Consider the following 15681-nt stretch of genomic DNA (forward strand, 5'->3'; position numbering starts at 1 on the left):
GGCCGTCTGAAAAATATTCAGACGGCCTTTCGCTATTTTAAATAAATGCTTGATTATGCTTCTTCAGCTTTGCTGCGGATAATCAGCAGAGGCAGGTGGCTTTGACGCATTACGGTCTCGGCGAAGCTGCCCATCAGCAGGTGCATCAGGCCGGTGCGGCCGTGTGTGCCGAGTACCAACAGGTCTGCGCCGTTGTTGTCGGCGTAGTCAACCAAGTCTTGCGCCATTTCGCGCGCGCCTTTGTTGGCAACCAACAGGTGTTTCACGATGTTTTCAACGCCGCTTTCACGCGCTGTTTTTTCTGCGAAATCCAAAACTTCGTTACCTTGAGCCACTGCGGCGGCTTCGTAGCTTTCGTGTTGCAGGAATTCAGGAGCCAAAGCCATGTATTCTGCAGGGTTGGCAACGTGAACCAAAGTCAGTTGGGCTTTGTTGAGGCTTGCCAGTTCGGCGGCATGTTTCAATGCATTGAGGGAGGTCTCGCTACCGTCAACGGCTACAACCAGATGTTTGTACATATTCATTCTCCTTTTGCGCCGAGTAGCGGCACTTTCGTTTAATATGAAATCAGAACTTGTCTGAATGTGAAACGATTATAAACTCTTTCGGGCAGGTACAACAGCCCATCTGCTTTCAAGTATAATGTCTGTCCGAATCGCCTGTCGCGTTTTTCATTAATTTATTGATATATCACAAGGTTGCTTATGCAGGACGCTGCTTTTCTTTCTTCGCGCCGCTTTGGCGGTATTGCCAGACTTTACGGAGACGAAGCGCTGGCGCGCTTTTCGCGTGCGCATGTGTGCGTGGTCGGCGTCGGCGGCGTCGGCTCGTGGGCGGTGGAGGCGTTGGCGAGGAGCGGCATCGGTCGTTTAACGCTGATTGATTTGGACAATGTTGCCGAATCCAATGTCAACCGCCAGTTGCACGCTTTGACCGATGATTTCGGTAAGGCAAAAGTTACCGCTTTGCGCGAACGCATTGCCCAAATCAATCCGCAATGCGAAGTGACGGAAATCGAAGATTTTGTTACCGAAGACAATCTGGACGAACTTTTCAGACGGCCTTTTGACTTCGTCATCGACGCCATCGACCAAATCCGTGTCAAAGCGGCGATGGCGGCGTATTTCGTGCAACATAAACAACCGTTTATTATCAGCGGCGGCGCGGGCGGACAGAAAAATCCGGCTTTAATCCAAACTGCCGATTTAAGCCGCGTCACCCACGACCCGTTGCTTTCCAATTTGCGCTATACCTTGCGCAAACGCTACGGCTTCAGCCGCAATACCAAAGAAAAAATGCGCGTGCCTTGCGTTTATTCAACCGAGAATATTACGCCGCCGCAATCCGGCGAAGCGTGTTCGACCGATGTCGCGCCGCAAGGTTTGTCCTGCGCGGGCTATGGGGCGAGTATGCTGGTAACGGCTTCGTTTGGGCTGTATTGTGCGCAGGCTGCGGTGGAGCATATCGCAGGGCGGAAGTGAGGGGTAGGAAATGGGTAAGAGCCGATTTTTTAAAGCCTACTTTATTGCCAGTCTGATTTATGCGGTATGGTTCGGCGTATTGATGTATGCCGTCGATCCGATGTTTCTCGATGTGATGGAATGCAATACGTTGCCCGGCGATTATTTGTGTGTGCAAAGCGGTTATACCCGTCCATTCACCACTTTTCTTTATCCGTGTCTGTCCGTCGTGATATTCAGCCTTTTGCACGCCGGTATCATGAAATGGCGCAAACGCCGTTCGGTTAAAATGATTTGGCTTTTGGTCGGCTGCGAAAGTTTGCTGTTGTTGGCTTTGATGGTGGCGATGCTTGCGAGGGATGGTTTTGTGTTGTCCCGAGATATCGGTTTGGTACTGACGGGTACGGTTTTCGCCAGCCTGCCGCTGTTGGGTATGGCCTTGGCTCAGACCTTTGCCGTCGCCATTGTTTCTTTGCAAATCAATCGTAAAAAACGCTGATTTTTATATTAAAAACGGCTTGTCCTCGTTTCAGACGGCCTTTTGTTGATGAAACTTCTTACTAAACTTAAAAAGAAAAAGACCCTTTAACCATGCCTTCAGAACACCTTATTTCTTCCACTGCCGCAACGCCGTCTGAACATACCGTTGCGTGGGTGTTCGGTCAGCCTGTTACCGATGTGCCGCAGGATTTGTTTATTCCGCCTGATGCGTTGAAGGTGGTATTAAGCAGCTTCCAAGGGCCGTTGGATTTGCTGCTGTACCTTATCCGCAAGCAGAATATCGATGTCCTCGATATTCCTATGGTGAAGATTACTGAGCAGTATCTGCACTATATTGCCCAAATGGAAGCGTATCAGTTTGATTTGGCGGCGGAATACCTGTTGATGGCAGCAATGCTGATTGAAATTAAATCGCGCCTGCTGTTGCCGCGTCCTGAAGAAGTTGAGGATGAAGAGGCGGATCCGCGTGCCGAGCTGGTGCGCCGTCTGTTGGCTTACGAACAGATGAAACTGGCGGCTCAGGGTTTGGATGCGTTGCCGCGCGCCGGACGTGATTTTGCTTGGGCGTATTTGCCGCTGGAAATTGCGGTCGAAGCAAAGTTGCCGGAAGTGTACGTTGCCGATTTGACGCAGGCTTGGTTGGGTATTTTATCGCGTGCCAAGCATACGCGCAGTCATGAAGTGGTGCGGGAAACCATTTCCGTGCGTGCGCAGATGACGGCGATTTTGCGTCGTTTGAACGAAAGCGGTATCAGCAAGTTCAGCGATTTGTTTAAGCCGGAGCAGGGCGCGACATATGTGGTGGTCAATTTTATTGCATTGCTGGAATTGGCTAAAGAGGGCTTGGTGCGTATCGTACAGCCGGAAAATTATGGCGAAATCGAAATCAGCCTGAAAGACGGTTTGGAAACAAATGAAGCCGAAATGTTTTCAGACGGCCTTGAAGCCGATGAAACCGATAACGAAAATTTGAATAAAGAGAACTAAAATGAATTCGACGACGAGTCATACCAAAGCTTCTTTATGGGCGGTGGGCTTAATGCTGTTTGCCCTGTTTTTTGGGGCAGGGAACTTGATTTTTCCAGCTTTTTTGGGACAGCAGGCCGGTGAAAACTGGCTTTCGGCGATGTTCGGTTTTCTGCTGACCGGGGCGGGTTTGCCATTGTTGGGCGTGATTGCCGTCGGCTATTCCGGCTCGCGCGATGTGGAAGCATTGGCCTCCCGTGTTGCGCCTTGGTACGGCGTGACTTTTGCCACTGCGCTTTATCTGGCAATCGGCCCTCTGTTTGCCATGCCGCGTACGGCAACGGTATCTTTTGAAACTGCAATTTCTCCTTTCATTGATGAGTCTTGGAAAAACATCGCATTGGCCGTATTCAGCCTGGTGTTTTTCGGTATTACTTATTGGCTGTCGATTTCTCCGGGTAAGCTGGTTGACCGTATCGGTAAAATCCTTACGCCCGTTTTGTTGCTAGCAATTGCAATATTGGTCGGCTATGCCGCTATTAACCCGATGGGTATGCCGCAGGCGGCGCAAGGCGATTTTGCTACTCATCCGTTGGTTAAAGGCATTTTGGAAGGCTACGGCACCATGGACGCGCTGGCTTCGCTGGTGTTTGCCATTATCGTCATCGATGCCGTTCGCGCCATGGGCGTGGACAATCGCGCGGACTTGCTGAAGACCACGACGATTTCGGGCGTGTTGGCAGCTTCTTGTTTGGCAGTGGTTTATCTGTTTATCGGCTATATGGGCGCGACAGGTGTGGCCGGTATCGGCTTACAGGAAAACGGCGCGTCGGTTTTGTCTAAAACCGCACAGCACTATTTCGGTACGGCCGGTATTGTGTTGCTTGGCGTCATGGTGCTGCTTGCCTGTCTGAGTACGGCGGTTGGCTTGATTACTTCATGCGCCGAATATTTCAACCGTCTTTGCCCGGGTATTTCTTATAAAATCTTTGTGATACTGAATACGGTGGTGTCTATCCTGTTGGCCAACAAAGGCCTGTCAGCGATTTTGCAGTTTTCCATCCCTATGTTGATGCTGTTGTATCCGCTGACCATCGTCATCATTTTGCTGGCCTTGACAGATAAACTGTTTGGCGGCGGCCGTATTGTCTATTTCTGCACCATGATGGCGGCCCTTATGGTCGGCTTGCTCGATGCCTATAAGGCCGCGTTTGGATTTGATGCCGATACCGCAGCTGCCATCGAGCGCGCATTGCCGTTTTACAATATCGGTCTAGGGTGGGTTGTTCCCTCTTTAGCCTGCTTTATACTCGGCTGTATTTTGAATGCGGCGTTGAAGAAAAAAGCATGATGATAAACAGGCCGTCTGAAAATGTTCAGACGGTCTGTTTATTTCGCCGACCACGCAAACGACAGATGATTTTTTTAAAGAAATCCGTTATAATTGAAAAGTTAAGGCTTTGCGAAATACCGTTTCGCAGATGCAACATATTGAGAAGATTTATTTCCACAAATCCCGTTTTTTCAGCAAACGACTTGAACTGAAGGCGGATTTCGTGGTATAAATCGCGTTTTACTATTTTAGAAGTTTGGAGACTAACCATGGCACGAGTTTGCAAAGTGACCGGTAAGCGCCCGATGTCTGGCAATAACGTATCACACGCCAACAACAAAACCAAACGTCGTTTTTTGCCTAACTTGCAATCACGTCGTTTCTGGGTAGAAAGTGAAAACCGCTGGGTTCGCCTGCGCGTTTCTAACGCTGCATTGCGCACCATCGATAAAGTAGGCATTGATGTCGTATTGGCTGATTTGCGTGCTCGCGGCGAAGCTTAATTTAAACACCATTAATTAAGGATTACTGCAATGCGCGATAAAATCAAACTGGAGTCCAGTGCTGGTACTGGTCACTTCTACACAACTACTAAAAACAAACGTACTATGCCTGGCAAACTGGAAATCAAAAAATTTGACCCAGTAGCCCGTAAACACGTTATTTACAAAGAAACTAAATTGAAATAATCCGGTTTCTTCCAAGAAAAAGCTCCTGTTTTGCAGGAGCTTTTCTTTTTATTTCATGATTAGTTTTGGAGGGCTTGTTTCAAATGTGTATGCAAGATATTTTTGGATTGCTTTGGAATAGACAAAATAAAAGAGCGTGTATCCATTGGGATTACGCTCTTTTATTTTTCAGACGGCCTGATAGGGGGTGAGCTGTCTTAAATCACTAATAAACATTTAACAACGACTTAATGATCGACCTTGATGCCTTGGTTGTCGGAATGTTGTTTTTTATCCAGCTCTTTTTGCAAGGTATCACATGGCGTGTCGCAATCGCACATTTTCTTCATGCCGAGAGAGGAAATGCCGCCGCAGCTGCCTTTGATGGTGCGTTTGGAGAAAATATAGCCGACTGCCATGCCGAGGATGACAATGATAAAAATGCCGAAAGTAAGGAGGAGGGTTTTCATGTGTGTATTCCTGAAGGTTAGTTTAATAATTTCTTGAATGCGCTGGACATTTTAGTATGGTAGCCGCCTTGCGGGGTTCGGATGATAAGGAAAACGGCGAGATTTTCTTGCTCGGCAAGTTTAAGCGCTTCGGTTTCTCCGAGGACGAACAATCCGGTTGAAAGGCCGTCTGCAAGTGTGGCGTTTTCTGCTACTACGCTGATGGAAGCAAGGTTGTGGCTGATGGGTTGTTTGGTTTTAGGGTTGATAATATGGGAAAGGCGGCGGCCTGATTTATCGACATGGAAAATACGGTAGTCGCCGGATGTGGCCAGTGATTTATTGTCCAATGGAATGGTAATTTGAGTGGTGCCGCCTTGAACGATATTGGGCTGCTCAATGCCGATACGCCAAGGGTTGCCTTGCGCATTGTGGCCTTTGCCATGCAACTCGCCTCCGATTTCTACTAAATAATTGCCGATATTGAGTTTTTCAAGTTCGGCGGCGGTTTTATCCACACCAAAGCCTTTGGCGATGGAGGATAGGTCTAAATAGACTTCGGGATGGGTTTTGGCAAGTGTAGGCTGCTGTCCGTCTTGGGAAAGTTTGAGTTTGTCCGTACCGACCATTTCTGAAGCATGTTGGATTTCTTGTGCAGTCGGTTCGTGCGTAATTTCTTTTTGCGGGCCGAATCCCCAGAGGTTGACCAAAGGGCCGACGGTTACGTCCAGCGCGCCGTGCGTCAGTTTGTTTAAACGCAAGGCTTCTCCGGTCACATAGGCAAAGTCTTGGGAAATGGGCATGGCCTGATTGACGGTGCGCAGCTGGTTGAATTGGCTGATTTCGGAATCGGTCTGGTAGGTAGACATTTGCCGATTGACTTCTTTAAGCGCGTCATCAATGCGTTTTTGTATTTCGGCAGGGGAGGGGAGTTTATCTTGGCCGTCTGAAAGATATTTGACGGTATAGGTCGTGCCCATGGTCTCGCCTTGCAGGGTGATGGTTTGTTGTTGTTTTTCGGGTTGGCAGGCAGAGAGCGTGAGTGCGGAAACGATGGCAACGGTGTAGCCGATTATCGGACGGTAAAACGAATTAGAAAGAAACAGCATAAGGGATTTGCGGATTATTTTTTGAAGCCTTTATTGTATCGTAAAAGAAAGGTTCAGGCCGTCTGAAAGTATGGTTTTCAGACGACCTGGCAATAAAAAAGGAAGAAACCGAAGTTTCTTCCTTTTTGTCTGTTAGCCGCCGAAATCGTCCAAAAGGATGTTTTCGTCTTCCACGCCCAAGTCTTTGAGCATTTTGATCACGGACTGGTTCATGATTGGAGGGCCGCACATGTAGAATTCGCAGTCTTCCGGTGCTTCGTGGTTTTTCAGGTGGTTTTCGTAAACCACGTTGTGAATGAAGCCTGTGTAACCGTCCCAGTTGTCTTCAGGCAATGGGTCGGACAGGGCGACGTGCCATGTGAAGTTCGGGAATTCTGCTGCGAGTTGGTCGAAGTCTTCAACATAGAACATCTCGCGTTTAGAACGTGCACCATACCAGAAGGTAATCTTACGTTTGGAGTTCAAACGTTTCAGCTGGTCGAAAATGTGGGAACGCATCGGAGCCATACCCGCACCACCGCCGATAAATACCATTTCGGCATCGGTGTCTTTGGCGAAGAATTCGCCAAACGGGCCGGAGATGGTTACTTTGTCGCCGGGTTTAAGCGACCAGATGTAGGACGACATTTGTCCCGGAGGCGCATCGGGTACGCGCGGAGGCGGCGTGGCGATACGCACGTTCAGCATGATGATGCCTTTTTCTTCTGGATATGAAGCCATGGAGTAAGCGCGCAAAATCGGCTCGTCCACTTTGGAAACATATTGCCACAGATTGTATTTGTCCCAGTCTTCGTGGTATTCCTTAGGAATGTCGAAGTCTTTGTAGGCGACAGTATGAGGAGGAGCTTCAATTTGGATGTAGCCGCCGGCGCGGAAAGGAACTTCTTCACCTTCAGGAATGGCAAGCTTGAGTTCTTTAATGAACGTTGCTTTGTTGTCATTGGAGATGACGGTGCATTCCCATTTTTTCACACCGAACACTTCTTCCGGTACTTCGATGTCCATGTCGGTTTTAACGTTGACCTGACAAGACAGGCGGCAGCCTTCGCGCGCTTCGCGTTTGCTGATGTGGGACAACTCAGTTGGCAGAATGTCGCCACCGCCGCTTTTCACGACAACGCGGCACTGACCGCATGAGCCGCCGCCACCGCAGGCGGAAGGAACGAAGATGCCTTGGCTGGCAAGCGCACCCAGCAGTTTGCCGCCGGCAGGCATCGTCAGCTCTTTTTCGTTATTGACTTTGATGGTGATGTCGCCTTCGCTCACCAACTTGGATTTGGCAAACAGAATCATCAGTGCCAACACCAAGACGATGAGGGTGAACATCACGATACCTAAAATAATCTCCATGCCGATTCCTTTCTTATAACTGGATGCCGGAGAACGACATAAACGCCATTGCCATCAGGCCAGCAGCGATAAAGGTAATGCCCAAGCCTTTGAGGCCTTTAGGGACATCCGAATATTTCATTTTTTCGGTAATGCCCGCCAAAGCGACAATAGCCAAAAGCCAGCCCAGACCTGCACCGAAACCATATACAACGGACTCGCCGAAGTTGTATTCGCGTTGCGCCATAAATGATACGGCACCGAAAATCGCGCAGTTTACGGTAATCAGAGGCAGGTAGATACCCAATGCGTTGTAGAGGGCAGGGACGAATTTATCCAAGAACATTTCCAAAATCTGCACCAAAGCAGCAATCACGCCGATGAAGGTGATGAATTTCAGGAAGGTCAGGTCTACGCCTTCAACCAGCGCACCGTCTTTCAACAGCGAGTAAACAAGTTGGTTGGCTGGGACGGACAGGCCGAGTACGAAAGTTACGGCAACGCCCAAACCGAATGCAGTGGATACTTTTTTAGATACCGCCAAAAACGTACACATCCCCAAGAAGAAGGAAAGTGCCATGTTTTCCAGAAAGACGGATTTTACAAAGAGGCTTAAGTAATGTTCCATGTGTTATTTCTCCGCCTGTTCAGGTTTCCAAGTGCGCAGACCCCATACCAAGAAGCCGATGATGAAGAACGCGCTAGGGGCGAGCAGGAACAAGCCGTTGGTTTGATACCAGCCGCCATCTTGTACGGTTTGGAAAATGGTGTAGCCAAAGAGCTTGCCAGAGCCGATCAGTTCGCGGATGGTTGCGATGATGATCAACATCATGCCGTAACCTGCGCCGTTGCCGATACCGTCAACCAAGCTTTCCAGCGGCGGCTCTTTCATTGCGAATGCTTCGGCACGGCCCATTACGATACAGTTGGTAATAATTAGGCCGACGAATACGGACAGCTGTTTGGACAGCTCATAAGCAAAGGCTTGGAGCAGTTGGTCAACCAGCGTTACCAAGGAAGCAACAATCGCCATTTGCACAATAATACGGATGCTGTTAGGGATATAGTTGCGTACCAAAGAAATGAAGAAGCTGGAAAAACCGGTTACCAAAGCTACGGAAATACCCATTACGATGGCCGTCTGAAGTTTGGTGGTAACCGCCAAAGCCGAACAAATACCCAAAACCTGCAAGGCAATCGGGTTGTTGTCGATAAAGGGTGAAAACATCAAATATTTCAAGCGTTTCATGTCAGCCATTATTGTGCTCCTGCTGATTTCAATTTGTTCAGGTAGGGGATATAGCCGTTTTCGCCGAACCAGTAGGCGAACGAACCTTGCACGCCTTTAGATGTCAGCGATGCGCCGGAGAGGGCATCTACGCCGTGTTCTTTGTCCGAACTTGCGCCTTTGCCAACATGCAGGGCGAGTTTGCCTTGTTCGTCAAACAGTTTTTTGCCGACGAATTTTTGTTGCCACAACGGATTGCCGATTTCGCCGCCCAAACCCGGAGTTTCACCTTGGTCGTAGTAGGTGATGCCGTTGATGGTATTGCCGTCGGGTTGAATGGCGACAAAACCGTACATGACAGACCACAAGCCGTTACCGTGCATAGGCAGGATGATTTGGCTGACTTTGCCGTCTTCGCCTTTTACCAAGTAAACCTCAGTGTATTTGGCACGGCTTTTGATGCCGGCCAAATCGTCTTCGGGTTTGATTTGGATGCTTTGGGCAGGGTCTTTGCCTGCGATGCGCGCGCTGAAGTCTTTCGGCGCGTCTTTCACGTATTCGCCTGTTGCCAAATCGACAACGCGTTGCTCGATACGTTCGGCAAAGGTTTTGCTGATGTCGGTGTTTTTATCCATCAAACCGGCTACGCTTAAGATATAGCCTTGTTTGTCTTGGAGCTTTTGTTTCTCTTGGATAGGTTTCAAGCCGACGACCGCACCAGCAACGATGATGGAACAAATCAGGCTGACAACCAATACCACAATCAGCGTGCCACTGAAGCTGTCTTTATCGAATTTCTTAGCCATTGCTGCGCGCCTTTCTGCGTTTGATGTTCGCTTGTGCGACGAAATAGTCGAAAATTGGGGCAAACAGGTTGGCAAACAGAATCGCCAACATCATGCCTTCGGGGTAAGCAGGGTTGACCACGCGGATCAACACGCACATCACACCGATAAGCGCGCCGTACCACCATTTGCCAACATTGGTAAAGGAAGCGGAAACAGGGTCGGTCGCCATAAACAGCATACCGATGGCGAAGCCGCCGACCACCAAGTGCCAATACCAAGGCATGGAGAACATGGCGTTGGTGTCCGAACCGATGAAGTTAAACAGAGAAGACATGGCAATCATACCGATCATCACGCCGGCGATAATGCGCCAAGAGGCAATACGGGTGAACACGATAAAAGCGCCGCCGATTAAAAGCGCCAAAGTGGATACTTCGCCGATTGAGCCGGGTACGTTACCGATAAACGCATCCATCCAAGAAATGGTTTGACCGGTTACAGCGTTTTTCAGGCCGTCTGCACCGTGTGCCGCCCATTGCGCCAAAGCAGTGGCACCTGAATAGCCGTCAACCGCAGTCCAAATGGTATCGCCGGTAATGTTGGCAGGGTAGGCGAAGAACAGGAACGCACGACCTGCAAGAGCAGGGTTCATGAAGTTTTTACCTGTACCGCCGAATACTTCTTTCGCAACCACAACGCCGAAAGAAATACCCAAAGCCGCTTGCCACAAAGGCAGGGTAGGGGGAACGATCAAAGCAAACAGAATCGAAGTCACGAAGAAACCTTCGTTGATTTCGTGTTTGCGTACGGATGCGAACAAAACTTCCCAGAAGCCGCCCACAACAAATACAGTCGCGTAAATCGGCAGGAAGAAAATCGCGCCGAACAGCATTTTGCCCAACACACCCGCTTCAGACGACATATTGATGCCCAAAGCGTTGGCAAGGGCGTAGTGCCAGTTGTTGGCGATATTTTGTTGCAGCAAATCAGGCGTTAACGCACCGAATGCCTGTGCGCCGACGTTGTACATACCGTAGAACATGGCAGGGAACAAAGCCAGCCACACCAAAATCATCATGCGCTTGGAGTCGAGTGCATCGCGGACGTGCGCCGCTTTGCGCGTTACCGCGCCGGATGTATAGAAAATCGTCGCTGCAGCTTCGTAGAGGGCATACCATTTTTCATGTTTGCCGCCCGGCAGGAAGTGCGGTTCGATTTTTTCAAGAAAATGTTTCAAGCCCATAATCAGCCTTCCTTCTCAATGGTTTCCAGCACCTTGCGCAACAGCGGGCCGTATTCGTATTTGCCCGGGCAGACGAAGCTGCACAAAGCGAGGTCTTCTTCGTCCAATTCCAAGCAACCCAGTGCCTGAGCGCTGTCAGTATCGCCGACGATTAAATCGCGCAGGAGCAGGGTAGGCAGGATATCCAAGGGCATTACGCGCTCGTAAGTGCCGATCGGTACCATGGCGCGGTCGCCGCCGTTGACGGCTGTGTTGAACTTGAAGAGTTTGTTTTTCAGGAAATGGCCGAGGGTTGTGCGCGTGATGGAGTATTTGTCCGGTTGTGGCGCAACCCAGCCGAACAGCTCTTTGCTGCGGCCTTCTTCGATAACGGAAATCTGATTGTGGTAGCGGCCGAGGTAATCGTGCGCGCCTTGTGCAATCGCGCCGTTCAATACCGAGCCGGAAATCACGCGGTTGTCTGCGTCAACCAATTCGCCCGCAGTAATTTGTGATACTTTCGCACCCAAAACGGTACGCAAGAGACGCGGTTTGTTGACTTGAGAGCCACCCAAGGCAATCACGCACTCGGTGTTCAGACGGCCTGTTGCAAACAAACGGCCAATGGCAATCACATCTTGATAATTGATGGTCCAAACGGTTTTGTTCGCACCGACTGGCTCGATGAAATGAATGTGCGTGCCACTCAAACCGGCAGGGTGCGGACCGCCAAATTCATGTGTTTCGATGTTGGCAGCGTTTTCAGACGGCACATCTGCGCCGGCTGCTTTACACACATGGATTTTACGCTCGGTCAGGCGGCTTAATACCAACAGGCCGCGTTTGAAATCTTCGGCGGCTTCTTTGATAATGACCGTAGGGTCGGCAGCCAGCGGATTGGTGTCCATCGCATTGACGAAGATGGCGAACGGCTCGGCATCGACGGCAGGGATTTTGCTGAACGGACGGGTGCGCAGCGCAGTCCACAAACCGGATTGAATCAGGTTGCGGCGTACTTCTTCGCTGCTCAATTTTGCCAGCGCTTCAGGTGCATAGCGTTCGAACTCGATTTCGTCGTTGCCTTCAACGGCAATCACGACTGACTGAAGTACGCGCTTTTCGCCACGGTGAATCGCGGCGATTTTGCCTGAAGCCGGAGCGGTAAATACTACGCCCGGATTCTTTTTGTCTTCAAACAGCACTTGGCCTTTTTTGACGGCTTCGCCTTCCTTGATTTTCATCGAGGGGCGCATGCCGACATATTCTTCGCCAAGCAACGCGACTTCGGTAATGGCCGGGCCGTCATAAATGACTTGCTCCGGTCTGCCTGCGATAGGCAGGTCTAAGCCTTTTTTTATCTTAATCATAAGGATGCGTTACTTTTTGGTGGGTTGAGATTCGGATGTCGGATTGTTTTTTCAGACGGCATGTAATGCTTTGAAACAAAGGATGGGCCGTCTGAAAAAAGCAGAGGTTTGCTATAAAAACAACGAATAAACGCAAACAACAAAGCTTTAGATTTTATCAGGTATAGGCTGTTTTATGTCAGTTTTACGCTTATTTTTACGGGAAAAGTGGGAAAAAAGTAGGAATGTGTAATCGAATGTTAAGGGAAATAATTTTTAACTGTTTGATATTTAAACGCTATATTTGATGATATAGCTGAAAATAAAAAAGGCCGTCTGAGTTTCAGACGGCCTTTAAGTTTAAAAGAGCTGCCAAACGAAGAAAATCATCGTATGCAGGGCAAACAGCGGTACCAATACAATTACCGACCATGCCATATAGCCGAAGAAGGAAGGCATCGGTACGCCGCGTTGTTCGGCAATGGCTTTGACCATGAAGTTCGGCGCATTACCGATATAAGTGAGCGCGCCCATAAATACGGAACCCATGGATACTGCCAGCAATGAATGGAATAGGTGGCCTGTCATCAAGGCTTGGGCATCGCCACCGGCCATATTGAAGAACACCAAATAAGTCGGCGCGTTATCCAAGAATGCCGACAAAATGCCGCTCATCCAGAAATACATCACATTAATCGGATTGCCTGCTGCGTCGTGAACCAAAGAAACAACGGAAGCCAATGCACCTGTTTCGCCGGCTTTCAAAATCGCCAAAACAGGCGAAATGGTAATGAAAATACCCAAAAACAGTTTGCCCACTTCGGCAATCGGCTCGAAGTTGAACTCATTGCCTGCGCGTACCTGTTTGGGCGTGATAATCCAAGATACGGCGGTCAAAGCCAGCAAAATGCCATCGCGCATCAGGTTTTGCAAAGCGTAATGGCTGCCCAAGATTTCAAAGCCCGGATGATTTGGTTTCCACAAACCGGACAGCAAAACCGCACCGACTACGCCGGCCAGTAACAGGAAATTCCATTTGCCGTAAATTTTGATTTTTTCTTCTTTATCGGAAGGAGCGGGAGCAAGGTGCTCGCTTTGTTCACGGTTGAAGTGTTGGCTGTCGATGATGTAGAAAACGGCTAGCAAAATCACAGAACTGATTAATACAGGCATCAGCATGTGTTTGACCGTCCACATGAAATCTACGCCTTTCAGGAATCCTAAGAACAGCGGAGGATCACCTAAAGGAGTCAGACCGCCGCCGATATTTGCTACCAAGAAAATGAAGAAAATCACGATGTGAACGCGGTAGTGGCGTTTATGGTTGGCTTTCAAAAGCGGACGAATCATCAACATCGCCGCGCCTGTTGTCCCCATGATGGAAGACAAAGCCGTGCCGACTGCCAACAGGGTTGTATTCAATTTAGGTGAGCCGTGCAAATCGCCGCTGACAAAAATACCGCCTGAAATGGTATAGAGCGCTAAAAGCAGCAGGATAAAGGGGATATATTCTTCAACCAACGCATGGGCAACGGTATGTACGCCGGCTCCGAAACCAAAGGTGATGATAAACGGCGTTAAAAACAGCAGCGTCCAAAACGCTGTAATTTTGCCGAAGTGGTGGTGCCAAATATGGGAGAAAAACAGAGGTCCGAGTGCAATGGACAAGAGAATCAGTGCAAACGGCAGACCCCAAAGCAGGCTTGCGGATGAGCCGTCAAAATCGGATGCCGCAGCAGGAAAGGCGGCAAGAAGCAGTAAAAATGAGAGAGAGCGCATAGTATTTCCTTTTTATTCTGTTGCACCGTGAGGAACTTCGTTGAGAAAGCACGGCGGTGAAATATTCAGGCCGTCTGAAAATATCCAGACGAACTGCGCGGTTGTGTCAGGGGAAAGTATAACGCAAAGCAAGTGTTAAGGGACGGTTTAGAGTGTTGGAATCAAAAGAAATGTTGATACAAATAAAGGAATCAAAATGAGTAGAATAGTTGGAGGTAGTAAAAAAATGGTTTTGAAACAGGAGTTTGAAATATCGGAAATAATGCTATCGAAAAAATACTTTGAATTAATTTTAGCTAAAATTTACATTTAATTGAATAAATGGAGGCCGTCTGAAAAATGAGGGTCGAATAGGGTGTTTTGGTTCTTACTGATTGTTTTGATGGATAAATTGGGTATGAAAATAAAAAACAGGTAAGCGAAAATGCCCACCTGTTTTATTTTATGCCTCCGGCCGTAACCACATCCACACTGCCACGCAGCTACAGAAGATTGATGAAACGGCACCAATCCACCAGCGTTCTGGAAATTGCCAAAACATAAAAAGGCAAGAAATGGCCATCATGCCGATAGCGAAGAACTTTGCCTTGCGTGGCACAGCGCCGTTGTTTTCCCAGTTTTGTATGATCGGACCAAAGTGGCGGTGATGATACAGCCAATTGTGAAAGCGCGGAGAAGCTTTTGCCCAGCAGGCGGCGGTCAATAAAATGAAAGGCGTAGTCGGCAGTAATGGCAGGAAAATGCCGATAATGCCCAAGACGAGCGACAATGCGCCGCAAAAAATCAATAAATAGCGAACCATCTTCCCATCACCAATTATTTGTTTTCAGATGGCTTGTGATGTGGAAATGGACAACGTGGAATGTCTAATTTATCCCAGCCCTCATGCCCCATTTTTTCCAGCAGCGCGATATTGCGGTCAAAAATTGCCGAGGCATCGGGAAATGCTTCAGCCGCTTTGGCAATACTGTCTTCACGAATCAGGTGCAAGGTCGGGTAGGGCGAACGGTTGGTGTAGTTGCTGATGTCGTCGGCTTCTGTGCCTTCAAATTGAAAATCAGGATGGAACGGCGCAATTTGGACAATGCCTTCCAATTCGTTTTCAACAACGGCATCGTCGGCAATTTCCAGCATTTGGTTGAAGGTTTCAAAATCAGGGAACAGTGTCGGATGAACCAGTAAAGTGGTTTCCAATTCCGAAGCGGAAGTATTGCCCAGAAGCTGCAATTCACGATCCAAGTCTTCAAGAAAACCGTCCAAATGACGGGCTTTGCTGACAACGATGCGAACCAGGTTTTTAACGTGCGGCGCTTTGGCAAACGGGCAGAGATTCAGTCCAATAACGGCTTTTTCCAGCCATTGTTTGGTATGTTCTGAAACAGTATTGGTATCAAGATGGGCGGTGTCAGTCATAGTAAAAGCTTATGTGAATTATTCTTAAAAAGTATACAAGTGTATGGACGTGAAAGCAAACCATTGGAATTTAAAAGGCCGTCTGAACAA

At 48.8% G+C, this 15681-nt stretch carries 18 protein-coding genes; 6 read left to right on the plus strand and 12 right to left on the minus strand.

From position 1 onward, the window contains the following. Window positions 1-53: 53 nt before the first annotated feature. A complete protein-coding gene (locus ACTHUR_RS06665; RefSeq protein WP_003680896.1) occupies window positions 54-518 on the minus strand; it encodes a universal stress protein in 465 nt (154 codons plus the stop codon). Between the two features lie 186 nt (window positions 519-704). Here ACTHUR_RS06665 and ACTHUR_RS06670 point away from each other — a divergent pair, with 186 nt between their 5' ends. The 6 genes from ACTHUR_RS06670 (at window position 705) to rpmG (ending at window position 4949) form a co-directional block, all read left to right on the plus strand. Further along, window positions 705-1481 carry a tRNA threonylcarbamoyladenosine dehydratase gene (locus ACTHUR_RS06670; RefSeq protein WP_049336067.1) on the plus strand — a complete coding sequence of 259 codons (777 nt, stop codon included), beginning with the start codon at window positions 705-707 and terminating at the stop codon, window positions 1479-1481. 10 nt (window positions 1482-1491) lie between these two features. Continuing rightward, window positions 1492-1959: a hypothetical protein gene (locus tag ACTHUR_RS06675; RefSeq protein ID WP_049336064.1), complete on the plus strand. Its 468-nt coding sequence runs from the start codon at window positions 1492-1494 to the stop codon at window positions 1957-1959. 92 nt (window positions 1960-2051) lie between these two features. Then, window positions 2052-2948 (plus strand): segregation and condensation protein A, encoded by an 897-nt coding sequence (locus ACTHUR_RS06680; RefSeq protein ID WP_049336062.1) that lies wholly within the window; start codon window positions 2052-2054, stop codon window positions 2946-2948. Window position 2949: 1 nt separating this feature from the next. Continuing rightward, a complete protein-coding gene (gene brnQ, locus ACTHUR_RS06685) occupies window positions 2950-4278 on the plus strand; it encodes a branched-chain amino acid transport system II carrier protein (RefSeq protein ID WP_070695447.1) in 1329 nt (442 codons plus the stop codon). A gap of 251 nt (window positions 4279-4529) precedes the next feature. Beyond that, window positions 4530-4763, plus strand: a complete 234-nt coding sequence (gene rpmB, locus ACTHUR_RS06690; protein ID WP_002216391.1) for a 50S ribosomal protein L28 — start codon at window positions 4530-4532, stop codon at window positions 4761-4763. Window positions 4764-4793: 30 nt separating this feature from the next. Next, window positions 4794-4949 carry a 50S ribosomal protein L33 gene (rpmG, locus tag ACTHUR_RS06695; RefSeq protein WP_003684373.1) on the plus strand — a complete coding sequence of 52 codons (156 nt, stop codon included), beginning with the start codon at window positions 4794-4796 and terminating at the stop codon, window positions 4947-4949. 227 nt (window positions 4950-5176) lie between these two features. Here rpmG and nqrM read toward each other — a convergent pair whose 3' ends face one another. From nqrM to ACTHUR_RS06750, 11 genes are all read right to left on the minus strand, one after another. After that, window positions 5177-5398 carry a (Na+)-NQR maturation NqrM gene (nqrM, locus tag ACTHUR_RS06700; protein WP_003680888.1) on the minus strand — a complete coding sequence of 74 codons (222 nt, stop codon included), beginning with the start codon at window positions 5396-5398 and terminating at the stop codon, window positions 5177-5179. Window positions 5399-5415: 17 nt separating this feature from the next. Next, the gene (locus tag ACTHUR_RS06705) at window positions 5416-6486 is read right to left on the minus strand and encodes an FAD:protein FMN transferase (protein ID WP_083314051.1); all 1071 of its coding nucleotides are present in this window, start codon (window positions 6484-6486) and stop codon (window positions 5416-5418) included. Between the two features lie 132 nt (window positions 6487-6618). Then, entirely contained in the window at window positions 6619-7836 is a 1218-nt protein-coding gene (gene nqrF, locus ACTHUR_RS06710) for an NADH:ubiquinone reductase (Na(+)-transporting) subunit F (RefSeq protein WP_004519569.1), read from the minus strand. Between the two features lie 13 nt (window positions 7837-7849). Beyond that, window positions 7850-8443 carry an NADH:ubiquinone reductase (Na(+)-transporting) subunit E gene (gene nqrE / locus ACTHUR_RS06715; protein ID WP_003684365.1) on the minus strand — a complete coding sequence of 198 codons (594 nt, stop codon included), beginning with the start codon at window positions 8441-8443 and terminating at the stop codon, window positions 7850-7852. Between the two features lie 3 nt (window positions 8444-8446). After that, window positions 8447-9073 (minus strand): NADH:ubiquinone reductase (Na(+)-transporting) subunit D, encoded by a 627-nt coding sequence (locus ACTHUR_RS06720; RefSeq protein WP_003684313.1) that lies wholly within the window; start codon window positions 9071-9073, stop codon window positions 8447-8449. Next, complete coding sequence (locus tag ACTHUR_RS06725) at window positions 9073-9849, minus strand: Na(+)-translocating NADH-quinone reductase subunit C (RefSeq protein WP_004519571.1); 777 nt, start codon at window positions 9847-9849, stop codon at window positions 9073-9075. The genes ACTHUR_RS06720 and ACTHUR_RS06725 overlap by 1 nt, the downstream gene beginning before the upstream one ends. Next, complete coding sequence (locus ACTHUR_RS06730; protein ID WP_070503747.1) at window positions 9842-11074, minus strand: NADH:ubiquinone reductase (Na(+)-transporting) subunit B; 1233 nt, start codon at window positions 11072-11074, stop codon at window positions 9842-9844. Before ACTHUR_RS06730 ends, ACTHUR_RS06725 begins: the two co-directional genes overlap by 8 nt. Before the next feature lie 2 nt (window positions 11075-11076). Continuing rightward, window positions 11077-12420: a Na(+)-translocating NADH-quinone reductase subunit A gene (locus ACTHUR_RS06735; RefSeq protein ID WP_070503744.1), complete on the minus strand. Its 1344-nt coding sequence runs from the start codon at window positions 12418-12420 to the stop codon at window positions 11077-11079. A 339-nt stretch (window positions 12421-12759) separates the two neighbouring features. Further along, window positions 12760-14178, minus strand: coding sequence for a sodium:proton antiporter (locus ACTHUR_RS06740; protein WP_070503741.1), 1419 nt, complete (start codon window positions 14176-14178; stop codon window positions 12760-12762). Window positions 14179-14620: 442 nt separating this feature from the next. Continuing rightward, a complete protein-coding gene (locus ACTHUR_RS06745; RefSeq protein WP_049336046.1) occupies window positions 14621-14980 on the minus strand; it encodes a YbaN family protein in 360 nt (119 codons plus the stop codon). Window positions 14981-14994: 14 nt separating this feature from the next. Continuing rightward, window positions 14995-15591 carry a DUF1415 domain-containing protein gene (locus tag ACTHUR_RS06750; protein WP_049336044.1) on the minus strand — a complete coding sequence of 199 codons (597 nt, stop codon included), beginning with the start codon at window positions 15589-15591 and terminating at the stop codon, window positions 14995-14997. Between the last annotated feature and the right edge of the window lie 90 nt (window positions 15592-15681).

This window comes from Neisseria sp. P0021.S007, assembly GCF_051956855.1.

Bases quoted from the DNA above. Each gene is read 5' to 3' on its own strand.
- brnQ (WP_070695447.1), top strand. From the start codon at position 2,950: ATGAATTCGACGACGAGTCATACCAAAGCTTCTTTATGGGCGGTGGGC.
- ACTHUR_RS06705 (WP_083314051.1), bottom strand. From the start codon at position 6,486: ATGCTGTTTCTTTCTAATTCGTTTTACCGTCCGATAATCGGCTACACC.
- rpmG (WP_003684373.1), top strand. From the start codon at position 4,794: ATGCGCGATAAAATCAAACTGGAGTCCAGTGCTGGTACTGGTCACTTC.
- nqrM (WP_003680888.1), bottom strand. From the start codon at position 5,398: ATGAAAACCCTCCTCCTTACTTTCGGCATTTTTATCATTGTCATCCTC.
- ACTHUR_RS06735 (WP_070503744.1), bottom strand. From the start codon at position 12,420: ATGATTAAGATAAAAAAAGGCTTAGACCTGCCTATCGCAGGCAGACCG.
- ACTHUR_RS06665 (WP_003680896.1), bottom strand. From the start codon at position 518: ATGTACAAACATCTGGTTGTAGCCGTTGACGGTAGCGAGACCTCCCTC.
- ACTHUR_RS06745 (WP_049336046.1), bottom strand. From the start codon at position 14,980: ATGGTTCGCTATTTATTGATTTTTTGCGGCGCATTGTCGCTCGTCTTG.
- ACTHUR_RS06670 (WP_049336067.1), top strand. From the start codon at position 705: ATGCAGGACGCTGCTTTTCTTTCTTCGCGCCGCTTTGGCGGTATTGCC.
- ACTHUR_RS06740 (WP_070503741.1), bottom strand. From the start codon at position 14,178: ATGCGCTCTCTCTCATTTTTACTGCTTCTTGCCGCCTTTCCTGCTGCG.
- ACTHUR_RS06725 (WP_004519571.1), bottom strand. From the start codon at position 9,849: ATGGCTAAGAAATTCGATAAAGACAGCTTCAGTGGCACGCTGATTGTG.
- ACTHUR_RS06680 (WP_049336062.1), top strand. From the start codon at position 2,052: ATGCCTTCAGAACACCTTATTTCTTCCACTGCCGCAACGCCGTCTGAA.
- nqrE (WP_003684365.1), bottom strand. From the start codon at position 8,443: ATGGAACATTACTTAAGCCTCTTTGTAAAATCCGTCTTTCTGGAAAAC.
- ACTHUR_RS06750 (WP_049336044.1), bottom strand. From the start codon at position 15,591: ATGACTGACACCGCCCATCTTGATACCAATACTGTTTCAGAACATACC.
- nqrF (WP_004519569.1), bottom strand. From the start codon at position 7,836: ATGGAGATTATTTTAGGTATCGTGATGTTCACCCTCATCGTCTTGGTG.
- ACTHUR_RS06720 (WP_003684313.1), bottom strand. From the start codon at position 9,073: ATGGCTGACATGAAACGCTTGAAATATTTGATGTTTTCACCCTTTATC.
- ACTHUR_RS06730 (WP_070503747.1), bottom strand. From the start codon at position 11,074: ATGGGCTTGAAACATTTTCTTGAAAAAATCGAACCGCACTTCCTGCCG.
- rpmB (WP_002216391.1), top strand. From the start codon at position 4,530: ATGGCACGAGTTTGCAAAGTGACCGGTAAGCGCCCGATGTCTGGCAAT.
- ACTHUR_RS06675 (WP_049336064.1), top strand. From the start codon at position 1,492: ATGGGTAAGAGCCGATTTTTTAAAGCCTACTTTATTGCCAGTCTGATT.